At 39.4% G+C, this 13,598-nt stretch carries 10 protein-coding genes and 1 tRNA gene; all 11 read left to right on the forward strand.

What is annotated here, in order from left to right; translation table 11 throughout:
* Positions 1-13 precede the first annotated feature (13 nt).
* The 11 genes from tuf to UZ34_00700 all read left to right on the forward strand — a co-directional run bounded on the left by tuf (position 14) and on the right by UZ34_00700 (position 13,583).
* Positions 14-1,204 (forward strand): elongation factor Tu, encoded by a 1,191-nt coding sequence (gene tuf, locus UZ34_00650; protein AKO63993.1) that lies wholly within the window; start codon positions 14-16, stop codon positions 1,202-1,204.
* A 6-nt stretch (positions 1,205-1,210) separates the two neighbouring features.
* Positions 1,211-1,286 (forward strand) — tRNA-Trp (locus UZ34_00655).
* A 22-nt stretch (positions 1,287-1,308) separates the two neighbouring features.
* A complete protein-coding gene (locus tag UZ34_00660; protein AKO63994.1) occupies positions 1,309-1,650 on the forward strand; it encodes a preprotein translocase subunit SecE in 342 nt (113 codons plus the stop codon).
* A 2-nt stretch (positions 1,651-1,652) separates the two neighbouring features.
* Positions 1,653-2,189 carry an antitermination protein NusG gene (locus UZ34_00665; GenBank protein ID AKO63995.1) on the forward strand — a complete coding sequence of 179 codons (537 nt, stop codon included), beginning with the start codon at positions 1,653-1,655 and terminating at the stop codon, positions 2,187-2,189.
* A 50-nt stretch (positions 2,190-2,239) separates the two neighbouring features.
* Positions 2,240-2,671: a 50S ribosomal protein L11 gene (locus tag UZ34_00670; GenBank protein ID AKO63996.1), complete on the forward strand. Its 432-nt coding sequence runs from the start codon at positions 2,240-2,242 to the stop codon at positions 2,669-2,671.
* Positions 2,672-3,364 (forward strand): 50S ribosomal protein L1, encoded by a 693-nt coding sequence (locus UZ34_00675; protein AKO63997.1) that lies wholly within the window; start codon positions 2,672-2,674, stop codon positions 3,362-3,364.
* Positions 3,365-3,556: 192 nt separating this feature from the next.
* Positions 3,557-4,084 carry a 50S ribosomal protein L10 gene (locus UZ34_00680; GenBank protein AKO63998.1) on the forward strand — a complete coding sequence of 176 codons (528 nt, stop codon included), beginning with the start codon at positions 3,557-3,559 and terminating at the stop codon, positions 4,082-4,084.
* Between the two features lie 22 nt (positions 4,085-4,106).
* Positions 4,107-4,493 (forward strand): 50S ribosomal protein L7/L12, encoded by a 387-nt coding sequence (gene rplL / locus UZ34_00685; protein AKO63999.1) that lies wholly within the window; start codon positions 4,107-4,109, stop codon positions 4,491-4,493.
* A gap of 116 nt (positions 4,494-4,609) precedes the next feature.
* Positions 4,610-8,779, forward strand: a complete 4,170-nt coding sequence (gene rpoB, locus UZ34_00690; protein ID AKO64000.1) for a DNA-directed RNA polymerase subunit beta — start codon at positions 4,610-4,612, stop codon at positions 8,777-8,779.
* Positions 8,780-8,794: 15 nt separating this feature from the next.
* Positions 8,795-13,102, forward strand: a complete 4,308-nt coding sequence (locus UZ34_00695) for a DNA-directed RNA polymerase subunit beta' (protein ID AKO64001.1) — start codon at positions 8,795-8,797, stop codon at positions 13,100-13,102.
* 103 nt (positions 13,103-13,205) lie between these two features.
* A complete protein-coding gene (locus tag UZ34_00700; GenBank protein ID AKO64002.1) occupies positions 13,206-13,583 on the forward strand; it encodes a 30S ribosomal protein S12 in 378 nt (125 codons plus the stop codon).
* The last annotated feature ends 15 nt before the right edge of the window (positions 13,584-13,598 follow it).

Here is a 13,598-nt window from a genome sequence, read left to right on the forward strand (position 1 = left end):
TAAGGAATATATTATGGCTAAAGGTAAATTTGAGCGTACCAAACCCCATGTTAACGTCGGCACAATTGGCCACGTGGATCATGGTAAAACAACATTAACAGCTGCGATCACAACCATTCTGACTAAGAAACACGGTGGTGAAGCTAAAGATTATTCAGCTATTGATTCAGCTCCTGAAGAAAGAGCTCGTGGTATTACGATTAATACTGCTCACGTTGAATACGAAACTGAAACTCGTCACTATGCTCACGTTGATTGCCCAGGCCACGCGGATTATGTGAAAAACATGATTACCGGCGCTGCTCAAATGGATGGTGCGATTCTCGTATGTTCTGCAGCTGACGGCCCAATGCCACAAACTCGTGAACACATCCTTTTATCACGCCAAGTGGGTGTGCCATACATCGTTGTATTCCTTAACAAAGCTGATATGGTGGATGACAAAGAATTACTCGAATTAGTAGAAATGGAAGTTCGTGACTTATTAAATAAATACGAATTCCCAGGTGATGACACTCCAATCATTATGGGCTCTGCTCTTAAAGCTCTTGAAGGTGACCAATCTGAGATTGGTGAGCCAGCAATTCTTAAACTTGCAGAAGCACTTGACTCTTACATCCCAACTCCAGAACGTGCAGTGGACGGTACCTTCTTGATGCCAGTAGAGGACGTGTTCTCTATCTCTGGTCGAGGTACTGTGGTAACCGGCCGTGTGGAACGTGGCATTATTAAGGTCAACGAAGAGATTGAAATTGTTGGTATCAAGGCAACTGAAAAAACAACATGTACTGGTGTAGAAATGTTCCGTAAATTACTTGACGAAGGTCAAGCAGGTGACAACGTGGGTGTGCTTTTAAGAGGTACAAAACGTGAAGATGTTGAACGTGGCCAAGTGCTTGCGAAACCAGGTTCAATTACACCACACACAAAATTTACTGCTGAAATTTACTGCTTAAGTAAAGATGAAGGTGGTCGACACACTCCATTCTTTAATGGATATCGTCCTCAGTTCTACTTTAGAACAACAGACGTAACAGGCGCTGTGGAGTTACCAGAAGGTACAGAAATGGTAATGCCAGGCGACAACGTATCGATTACAGCAACATTGATTGCACCGATCGCGATGGAAGAAGGTTTACGCTTCGCTGTTCGTGAAGGTGGCCGTACCGTTGGTGCCGGTGTTGTTGCAAAGATTGTTGAGTAAGGATTTAGGCCAGTAGCTCAATTGGTAGAGTATCGGTCTCCAAAACCGAGGGTTGGGGGTTCGAAGCCCTCCTGGCCTGCCATTATTTGATAGGAGTAAATAGTTTGAGTGATAAATTAAAAACAACTTCAGCGATTGTTGTTTTCACATTGGGAATTGTGGGTTTCTATGCCTTAGATAGCCAGCCACTTGTCTTGCAAGTGCTTAGCGTGCTTGTGGGATTAGGTTTGTCACTTTTTATTTTTAAGCAATCAGCTAAAGGTAACGAATTATTTACTTTTTTAAATAGTGTTGTTTTGGAAGCAAAAAAGGTTGTATGGCCGACACGAAAAGAAACAGTACAAATGACACTGGTGGTATTTGTGGTAGTTGTTTTGATGGCTATCTTTTTAGCATTAGTAGACATTGGTTTTACTTATATTGTTAACTTAGTTTTGGGACGATAAATATGACGAAAAGATGGTATGCAGTTCAGGCTTATTCGGGATACGAAAAAATCGTTCAAAAAGGTTTATTGGAACGTATTGAAATTTCAAATATAAAAGAACAGTTTGGTGACGTTCTCGTTCCTGTTGAAGAAGTTGTTGAATTAAAGGCCGGGCAAAAAACAATCAGTGAGCGAAGGCTCTACCCTGGATATGTTTTGGTTCAGATGGACATGAACGATGATAGCTGGCACTTAGTGAGAAGCACTCCTAAGGTGACTGCATTTATCGGTGGTTCTGCGCTAAAACCAACACCAATTAAAGATAAAGAAGTCGAGTTAATACTTCGTCGTATGGATGACAGTAAAGTTAATCCAACACAAAAATTAACGTTTGAAGTTGGCGAATCAGTTCGAGTAATTGATGGACCATTTAAGGATTTCTCTGGATCAGTCCAAGAAATTAATTATGAAAAAAATAAACTTCGTGTTGAAGTGGTCATCTTTGGTCGAGCTACTCCAGTAGAGCTTGACTTTGGTCAGATTCAAAAAGAAGTTTAGACATTTGGGAGCTTGACTTAACAAGCGTTTGTACCAAAAGGAGAAAATCTATGGCAAAAAAAATACAAGGATACATTAAGTTACAAATCCCAGCGGGTAAAGCAAACCCAAGTCCACCAGTTGGCCCAGCTCTTGGTCAGCAGGGATTAAATATTATGGACTTTTGTAAAGCTTTTAACGCTCAAACACAAAATATTGAACCCGGCCTTCCAGTGCCAGTTGTTATTACTGCATACTCAGATAAGAGTTTTACGTTTGTAATGAAAACAACACCTGCAGCTATTCTTATTAAGAAAGCGGCTAAAGTGCAAAAAGGCTCACCTGTTCCTCACACAAACAAAGTTGGAAAAATTACTCGCGCTCAGGCTGAAGAAATTGCAAAAGCAAAAGAACCTGACTTAACAGCTGCTGATATGGATGCGGCCGTAAGAACTGTGGCTGGTACTGCTCGCAGTATGGGTATTGAAGTGGAGGGTGTGTAAATGAGCTTATCTAAAAGAATGAAATCAATCGTTGAAAAAGTTGATGCAGATAAACTTTACTCAGTCGAAGATGCACTCAAACTGGTAAAAGAAAATGCAAAAGCAAAATTTGATGAGTCAATTGATGCTGCAATCAATCTTGGTATTGATGCTAAAAAATCTGATCAGTTAGTAAGAGGAGCGATCGTGCTTCCTAATGGCACTGGTAAAACAGTAAAAGTTGCTGTCATGGCTGAAGGCGATGCTGCTGAAGCTGCTAAAAAGGCCGGCGCTGATAAAGTTGGTTATGAAGATCTTGCGGATAATATCAAAAAAGGAAACATGGATTTTGATGTCCTTATTGCGACTCCAGATGCAATGAAAATCATTGGTGCTCTTGGACAAATTTTAGGCCCTAAGGGTTTAATGCCGAATCCAAAAGTAGGCACAGTAACACCTGATCCTGCTAAAGCAGTAGAAAATGCAAAAGCTGGGCAAGTTCAGTACCGTACTGACAAGGCAGGTATTATTCACTGCAGTATTGGTCGAGCTTCATTTGATGCTGACAAATTACAACAAAATTTAACAACTTTAATTGATGCTCTGAACAAGGCAAAACCAGCGTCGGCAAAAGGTGTATTTATTAAAAAAGTATCTATATCCAGCACGATGGGAGCTGGTATTAAGGTAGATCAAGCCAATATATTGGCATAACGAATTTTGGTCATTGACCAATAAGAGCTTTGGGTCCGTCGTGAGACGGGGTTATCAAAGACCGTAGGTACCGAAAGGTTTAATAAGTGATTACCTACGCAGATGGCGAAACCTAAGGGATAGCATCCTGATAAAGTCCGCCGTAAGGTGAGTGTGAAAACACTTTGATTTTAAATACGGAAGGAGAAGACTTTGAGTCTGAATCTTGAAGAAAAAAAGGCTGTTGTTGCTGAAGTTAGTAAACAAGTAGAGTCTGCACAAGCGTTAATTCTTGCTGAATATCGTGGTGTGGGAGTTGCTCAGTTAACTGATTTAAGATCAAAAGCACGCGAATCCGGTGTGTATTTGAGAGTTTTAAAAAACACTCTTGTAAAAAGAGCAGTTGAAGGAACTCCATTTGCAGATCTGTCAGGAGATATGACAGGACCATTGATTTTTGGTATGTCTGAAGATCCTGTTGCGGTTGCTAAGGTCTTAAATAACTTTGCAAAAGAAAATGACTTATTTGTTATTAAGTCTGGCGCACTGCCTAACGAAAAAATGGATGAAGCTAAGATTAAAGCTCTTGCTTCGTTACCAAGTCGTGAAGAACTTCTTGCTAAATTGATGGGCACCATGCAGGCACCAATTGCAAAATTTGTTCGTACTCTTAACGAAGTACCTACGAAATTTGTACGTGGACTTGCAGCTGTTCGTGATCAAAAAGAAGCTCAAGCATAATTTTTATTAAGGAGAAATATAAATGGCTATCTCAAAAGAAGAAATTTTAGAAGCAATTGGATCTATGTCGGTTCTTGATTTATCAGAATTAATCAAAGAAATGGAAGATAAATTTGGTGTTTCAGCTGCTGCTGCTGCTGTAGCAATGCCTGCAGGTGGAGCTGCTGCTGGCGGTGATGCTGGCGCTGCTACAGAAAAATCAGAATTTGATGTTCATCTAACTGCTGCTGGTGACCAAAAAGTGAACGTGATTAAAGCGGTTCGCGAAATTACTGGTCTTGGCTTAAAAGAAGCTAAAGATTTAGTTGACGGAGCACCTAAAGTAATTAAAGAAGGACTTGCAAAAGCTGACGCAGAAGAAGCAGCTAAAAAATTAACTGACGCAGGCGCAACAGCTGAGCTGAAGTAATTTTATTTATTAGAGGCTGGCACACATCATTTTGTGTGTCAGCCTTTAGTTATTTTTAACAAACGAGTTTATATAAAAAATAATTTTTATATACATTTGTTAACTTTGGAGACGCTATGAGCTATTCCTTTACCGAGAAGAAACGCTTAAGAAAGAATTTTGCAAAACGACAAACAGTTGCTGAAGTTCCCTACTTATTATCTATGCAGCTGGAATCTTACAAAGATTATCTCCAGATGGATGTCCCAGTTGATGAAAGAAAAGATCAGGGGTTACAAAATACGTTTAACTCTGTATTTCCTATTTCAAGCCATTCTGGTAATGCAAAATTAGATTTTGTTTCATACTCGCTTGGTAAAGTTGTCTTTGATGTTAAAGAGTGTCAACTTCGAGGATTAACTTTTGGTGTTCCATTAAGAGTGAAGGTTCGCTTATCAATCATGGATAAGGAAGCTTCTGAACCTACAGTTAAAGAAGTGAAGGAACAAGAAGTTTACATGGGTGAAATGCCATTAATGACAAATAACGGCTCATTCGTGATTAACGGCACTGAGAGAGTGATTGTGTCTCAGTTGCATCGTAGCCCGGGTGTATTCTTTGAGCACGATAAAGGCAAAACCCATAGCTCAGGTAAGTTGCTATTCTCTGCAAGAATCATTCCATATCGTGGTTCATGGTTAGATTTTGAGTTTGATCCAAAAGATTATTTGTACTTCCGAATTGATAGAAGAAGAAAAATGCCTGTGACTACTTTACTTAAAGCATTAGGCCTATCCTCGGAAGAAATACTATCAACGTTTTATGATTTTGATCAATTCTCGTTTGTTAAAAACAAATTAAATTTTACTCTATATCCTGAGAGATTAAGAGGTGAGATTGCAAAATTTGATATTGCTGACAAAAAAGGTGAGCTGATTGTTGCTAAGGATAAAAGAATTACTGTTAAGCATATCAGAGAAATTGAAAAAGCGAATATTAAAAAAATTGAAGTCTCAGAAGAATTCATTATCGGTAGGAAGCTTGCCAAAGGCATCATTGATGCTGACACAGGTGAAGTAATTGCGGAAGCTAATGCTGAGATTACAGAAGAGTTACTCGCGCAAATTAAAGAGCTATCCATAAATGAAATTGAAACCCTTTACTATAATGATTTAGATCAAGGCGACTTCATATCTCATACTTTATCGACCGATGAAATTCCTGATGAATATTCAGCTCGCGTGGCAATCTACAGAATGATGAGACCTGGCGAGCCTCCAACTGAAGATTCAGTGAAGGCATTATTCGAAGGAATGTTTTTCTCAGAAGATAGATATGACTTGTCGAATGTTGGTCGAATGAAATTTAATCGACGCGCCTATCCTAAATCCTTTGAAAAATCAGCTGGCTGGATGCAAAGATTTTATCAAAGAGTTGGTGAACAAGATGATGAAGGCGCCGGAATTTTATCCATCGATGATATTTTAGCTGTGGTTGGAATTCTGGTTGAGCTTAGAAACGGGCGTGGCGAAATTGATGACATCGATCATCTTGGTAATAGAAGAATACGTTCCGTTGGCGAGCTTGTTGAAAATCAATTCAGAACTGGACTTGTTCGTGTTGAAAGAGCAGTTAAAGAGAGACTCGGTCAGGCTGAAGCTGACAACCTCATGCCTCATGATTTGATTAATTCAAAACCAATTTCAAGCGCCATTAGAGAGTTCTTTGGTTCATCACAATTATCACAATTTATGGATCAAACTAACCCGTTATCAGAAATTACACATAAGCGGAGAGTTTCTGCATTAGGCCCTGGTGGTTTAACGAGAGAGCGAGCCGGCTTTGAGGTTCGTGACGTTCACTCAACACATTATGGTCGTGTATGTCCAATTGAAACGCCTGAAGGACCGAATATTGGTCTGATTAACTCTCTTGCACTATTTGCTAAAACAAATAAATATGGGTTTTTAGAAACTCCATATCGTCGAGTAGAGAACGGAAAAGTAACTGCAGAAATTGATTATTTGTCTGCAATTGAAGAGAGTCAATTTACAATCGCTCAGGCCAATTCAGAGTTAGATGAAAAATCTAACTTCAAAGAAGAATTAGTGTCCAGCCGATTTAAAAATGAATTCGTGTTATCAAATAATAATGAAATTAATTACATGGACGTTGCTCCTGGTCAAATTGTTTCTGTGGCTGCGTCATTAATTCCATTCCTTGAGCATGACGATGCAAACCGAGCGCTGATGGGAGCAAACATGCAACGTCAAGCTGTGCCATGTTTACGAGCTGAAAAAGCAGTTGTTGGTACCGGTATTGAAAGAACGGTGGCTATGGATTCGGGAACAACAGTGCAAGCAGAACGAGGTGGTGTCGTTGATTATGTTGATTCAAGAAGGATTGTGGTTAAAGTCAATGATAAAGAAACTTCTGCTGAAGATGTGGGTGTAGATATTTACAACTTGACTAAATACACTCGCTCTAATCAAAACACAAACATTAATCAAAAACCTTTAGTTAAAATCGGAGATACTATTGCTCGTGGAGATATTATTGCGGATGGAGCTTCTACTGATGTTGGTGAGCTAGCCCTTGGTCAAAATATGTTAGTTGGTTTTATGCCTTGGAATGGTTATAACTTCGAAGATTCCATTTTGATCTCTGAAAAGGTCGTTGCAGACGATCGTTACACTTCAGTTCACATTGAAGAACTATCTGTGGTATCTAGAGACACTAAACTTGGACCAGAAGAAATCACTCGTGATATTTCGAACCTATCCGAAAGAATGTTAGGCCGTCTGGATGAGTCCGGAATAATCTATGTGGGTGCTGAGGTTGAAGCTGGTGACGTTTTGGTTGGTAAAGTTACACCAAAAGGTGAGACACAATTAACTCCAGAAGAAAAATTATTAAGAGCTATTTTTGGTGAAAAAGCTTCTGATGTGAAAGATACCAGCCTCCGTGTTCCTTCTGGAATGTCTGGAACTGTTATTGATGTTCAAGTATTTACTCGTGAGGGTATAGATCGTGATGATAGAGCAGAACAAATCATTCAAGAACAGTTAAGTCATTTTGAGCAAGACTTGAATGACCAATTAAGAATTGTTGAAGATGATACCTTTGCTAGGATAGAAAAATTACTGGTTGGTAAAGCTGTGTCTGGAGGCCCTAAAGGCATTAAAAAAGGCGATAAAGTCACAAAAGACCAGCTCAAAGAGATTGGAAGATACGATTGGTTTGACATTCGCCTAGCTGATGACAAAGATTCTAAATCTCTTGAGTCTCTCAAAGAGAATTTAAATAAGGCGAAGAAAGATTTTGATATTCGCTACGAGGAAAAGAAACAAAAATTAACCCAAGGTGATGAACTTCAGCCTGGTGTTCAAAAAATGGTGAAAGTTTATCTAGCGGTTAAACGAAGAATTCAGCCGGGCGATAAAATGGCTGGTAGACATGGTAATAAGGGTGTTATTTCAAAAATTGTGCCAGTTGAAGATATGCCACATATGGCCGATGGAACAACTCTAGATATAGTTCTTAACCCATTAGGTGTTCCTTCTCGAATGAACATTGGACAAATTCTTGAGGTTCATTTGGGTTGGGCAGCAAAAGGTCTTGGTAATCGTATTGATGAAATGTTAAAAGAAGAAAGAAAGGTTGCTGAAGTAAGAGACCTTTTAGAAAAAATATATAACGAATCATCAGGCAAAACAGAAGACATTAAGAGCTTAAAAGACGCCGAAGTTATTGAGATGGCTCATAACCTCAAAAATGGTGTACCTTTTGCAACTTCAGTTTTTGATGGTGCTGCTGAGTCTGACATCCAATATATGCTTGATTTAGCGTTTCCTGATGACCATGAATTAACTAAGAAGCTGAATTTTTCTGCCAAGAAAACTCAATTACAGTTATTTGATGGTAGAACTGGTGAGGCGTTTGAACGACCTGTAACAGTTGGCTACATGCATGTTCTTAAATTACATCACTTGGTTGATGACAAAATGCATGCACGATCCACTGGACCCTATTCACTCGTTACACAACAGCCACTTGGCGGTAAAGCGCAATTTGGTGGACAGAGATTTGGTGAGATGGAAGTGTGGGCTCTTGAAGCGTATGGAGCATCTTACACTCTGCAAGAAATGTTAACTGTGAAGTCTGACGATGTTTCTGGAAGAACGAAAGTCTATGAAAATATCGTTAAGGGCGAACATAAGATTGATGCAGGAATGCCAGAGTCATTTAATGTTTTAACAAAAGAGATTCGATCACTTGCGATTGATATCGATTTAGACAGAGATTAATTAAGGAGATTATGCATGAAAGCTTTATTAGACCTATTTAAGCAGGTTACCCATGAAGAGGAATTTGATGCAATTAAGATAGCCCTTGCATCTCCTGAAAAAATTAGATCTTGGTCATTTGGTGAGGTCAAGAAACCTGAAACAATTAATTATCGAACTTTTAAGCCAGAGCGTGATGGCCTATTTTGCGCGAAAATTTTCGGTCCAGTAAAGGATTACGAATGTTTATGTGGAAAGTATAAAAGACTTAAACATAGAGGCGTTATTTGTGAAAAATGTGGAGTTGAGGTAACACTTTCAAAAGTTCGTCGTGAAAGAATGGGCCATATTGATCTTGCAACCCCGGTTGCTCATATTTGGTTTCTTAAGAGTTTGCCAAGCCGACTCGGAATGGTCCTAGATATTGCCCTAAGAGATATTGAACGAGTGCTCTATTTTGAAGCATATATGGTTGTGGATCCAGGTATGACTCCATTAACAAAAGGTCAATTGCTAACTGAAGATGATTACCATGCGAAGATTGAAGAATATGGCGACGAATTCGAAGCGGTAATGGGCGCTGAAGGCGTAAAACAATTACTAGCTTCTTTGGATATCAATTCAGAGGTTGATACTCTTCGTGAAGAGCTCAGTAGCACAAATTCCGAGGCAAAAATTAAGAAAATCGCAAAACGATTAAAAGTACTCGAAGCTTTCCAAAAATCTGGCATCAAACCTGAATGGATGATCCTAGATGTTTTACCTGTATTGCCCCCAGAGCTAAGACCTCTTGTGCCTCTAGATGGTGGACGATTTGCCACTTCTGACTTAAATGATTTGTATAGAAGAGTGATTAATAGAAATAATCGCTTACGTCGATTACTTGATTTGAGAGCTCCTGAAATTATTTTAAGAAATGAAAAAAGGATGCTTCAAGAGTCTGTTGACTCACTGCTAGATAATGGTAGACGAGGCAAGGTAATGACAGGCGCAAACAAGAGACCTTTAAAATCTCTAGCAGATATGATTAAAGGTAAGGGCGGCCGATTTAGACAAAACCTTTTAGGTAAACGAGTTGATTATTCAGGTCGTTCAGTAATTGTTACTGGTCCTCAGTTAAAACTTCATCAATGTGGCTTGCCAAAAAAAATGGCCTTAGAGTTATTTAAACCATTTATTTTTAACAAGTTAGAGTTATTGGGTTTAGCAACGACCATTAAGGCAGCAAAGAAAAAAGTTGAAGAAGAAGGTCCGGAGGTTTGGGATATCTTGGAAGAAGTGATTAAAGAACACCCTGTATTATTAAACCGTGCGCCAACTCTTCATAGATTAGGTATTCAGGCATTTGAACCTGTGCTGATTGAAGGTAAGGCAATTCAACTACATCCATTGGTTTGTGCAGCTTTCAACGCTGACTTTGACGGTGACCAAATGGCTGTTCACGTTCCTTTATCTCTAGAAGCCCAGATGGAAGCAAGAACATTAATGCTTGCCTCGAATAACGTTTTATCACCAGCCAATGGTGAACCAATTATCGTGCCATCACAAGATATTGTTCTGGGACTTTATTATATGTCTCGAGAAAAAATTGCCGCTAAGGGTGAAGGTAAAATATTTAGTGATGTTGCTGAGGTTCAGCGAGCATATGACAACGGAGTGGTTGATCTTCACGCCAAAGTTACAGTGAGAATTAGAGAATTCGAGCTAAATTTTGATGGTAGCAAGACTCCAAAAACTAATCGTTATGAAACGACTGTTGGCCGCGCCATTCTAAGTGAAATTTTGCCAGCAGGCTTACCTTTTGAGCTCATAAATAAAGCTTTAAAGAAGAAAGAAATTTCAAAATTAATTAATACTGGATTTAGAAAAATTGGTATTAAGGATACGGTGATATTGGCTGATAAATTAATGTACACAGGCTATTCTTATGCGACTAAAGCTGGTATGTCGATCAGCGTTCATGACATGCTGGTTCCTCAAGAAAAATCTTCAATCCTTGAAAGTGCTGATGCTGAAGTGAAAGAAATTCAAGATCAATACTCCTCAGGATTGGTAACCCAGGGTGAAAGATACAACAAAGTCGTTGACATCTGGGGCCGTGCTGGAGATAAAGTTGCGGATGCAATGATGAAGCAACTTAAGGAAGAGGGCGTCTATGACTTAAACGGCAAGTTAATGAAAGACGAGCAAGGCAATGCTTTAAAACAAGAATCATTTAATGCAATTTACATGATGGCTGACTCTGGTGCTCGAGGTTCTGCTGCTCAGGTGAGACAGTTAGCAGGTATGAGGGGATTGATGGCTAGACCTGATGGTTCAATTATTGAAACCCCGATTACAGCTAACTTTAGAGATGGACTTAATGTTCTTCAATACTTTATCTCAACCCATGGTGCACGAAAAGGTCTTGCTGATACTGCGCTTAAAACTGCTAACTCTGGTTACTTAACAAGAAGGTTAGTTGATGTTACTCAAGATTTAGTAGTGACTGAGCAAGATTGTGGAACTGAGGAAGGTTTAGTTACTAAAGCTCTCATCAAGGGCGGTGAGGTTGTTGAACCTCTTGGAGATAGAATTCTTGGAAGAGTTGCTGCTCTTGATATTCAAGATCCTTCAACGCAAGAAGTCATTTATCCAGCCGGAACATTGCTAACTGAAGATGAGGTTGAAAAAATCGAATCTCTAGGCATTGACGAAGTTAAGGTTAGAACGGCTCTGACATGTGATACACGTCATGGTATTTGCGCAAATTGTTACGGCCGTGATTTAGGTCGAGGTAACTTGATTAGCGAGGGTGAATCTGTTGGTGTGATTGCTGCTCAATCAATCGGTGAGCCTGGCACTCAGTTGACGATGAGAACTTTCCACATCGGTGGTGCAGCTTCAAGATCTGCTGCAGTAAGCCAAATTGAAGTTAAATCTTCAGGAACTGTTAGATTTGCCTCAACTATGAGATATGTTACCAACGCTAGAAATGAACAAATTGTTATTTCACGTAACGGGGAATTTATAATTGAGGATGAAAATGGTCGCGAAAAAGAAAGCCATAAAGTCCCCTATGGTGCCACTTTATCTGTGATGGATGGTAAAAAAGTTAAAGCTGGTGAAGTTTTAGCTAACTGGGATCCTCATACGAGACCAATCATTTCAGAATACGCTGGAAAAGTTAAATTTGAAAATGTGGAAGAGGGCATTACAGTCGCAAAACAAATTGATGATGTAACTGGCCTGTCAACATTGGTGGTTATTGATTCCAAGCAAAAAGGAACACAATCTAAAACAAGTCGACCACAAATTAAGCTTTTAGATAATGCAGGCGATGAAGTGAAATTATCTGGCAGCGATAACCCTGTAAACGTGACGTTCCAGTTGGGCTACATTATTACCGTATCTGATGGTCAAGATATAAATGTGGGTGATGTTATTGCAAGAATTCCACAAGAATCATCAAAAACAAGAGATATTACCGGTGGTCTTCCAAGAGTTGCAGAACTGTTTGAGGCACGTGCTCCAAAAGATGCAGGTGTGTTGGCCGAAATTACCGGAACAATTTCTTTTGGTAAAGATACTAAAGGTAAACAGCGATTGGTAATTACTGATTCGGAAGGCGAAGCTCAAGAATTTTTAATCCCTAAAGATAAACATATCACTGTCCATGATGGTCAAGTTGTGACCAAAGGTGAGGTGATTGTGGATGGACCAGCTGATCCTGCAGACATTTTAAGGCTTCAAGGTAGAGAAGCGCTTGCAAGATATGTGATTGATGAGGTTCAGGATGTTTATAGACTTCAGGGCGTTAAAATTAATGACAAACATATTGAAGTGATTGTTAGACAAATGCTTCGAAGAGTTAAGATTACTGATGCTGGTGATACTGGCTTTATCCCTGGTGAACAGCTTGAAAGAGCGGTTGTATTAAATCGTAACGATGAGGTAGTTGCTGAAGATAAAAGACCTGCTGAATATGAGTATGTCCTTTTAGGAATTACTAAAGCATCCTTAGCAACAGATTCATTCATTTCTGCGGCATCATTCCAGGAAACAACAAGAGTGTTAACTGAAGCTGCAATCCTTGGAAAACGAGATGATTTAAGAGGGTTGAAAGAAAACGTTATTGTAGGCCGATTAATTCCGGCAGGTTCAGGCCTTGCTTATCATAAAGCAAGAAAAGAAAATGCAGATGTTATGAATCCTGATAATCATGTTGTTGAGGAACAAAATGAGCCAAGCCCAGAATTAAAAGAAGCGGAAGCTCTATTTGAAACTGAAACAGAAGCTTCTGTTGAGGAGGGTGTAGCTTCATCAGAAGAACAGGCGCGAAATGTGGATGAGAATCAAGAATAAAACAGTTGACAATCATCTTGAAGAACAATAAAATCTTGTGCTTTTTCTAAGATGGAAAAAGTGCAAGATTAGAAAATGAACTTGATAAATTTAAAGGAAACATATGCCAACTATTAACCAATTAATTCGTAAGCCAAGAAAGCGAATCGTTGAGAAAAGTAAGGTGCCAGCACTCGAAGCATCGCCACAAAAACGTGGTGTGTGTACTCGTGTTTATACCACAACTCCGAAAAAGCCTAACTCTGCTTTAAGAAAAGTGGCTAAAGTGAGATTAACCACTGGTTACGAAGTAATTAGTTACATTGGTGGTGAAGGCCACAACCTGCAAGAACACTCAGTCGTGTTGATTCGAGGAGGTCGTGTAAAAGATCTTCCGGGTGTGAGATACCATACTGTTCGCGGTAGTCTAGATACTGCGGGTGTTAATGATAGAAAACAAGCCCGTTCTAAATACGGTGCAAAACGTCCTAAAGAGGCTTAATTAATTAAAGGTTAA

The organism is Methylophilales bacterium MBRSF5, from assembly GCA_001044335.1.
Taxonomy (GTDB): domain Bacteria; phylum Pseudomonadota; class Gammaproteobacteria; order Burkholderiales; family Methylophilaceae; genus BACL14.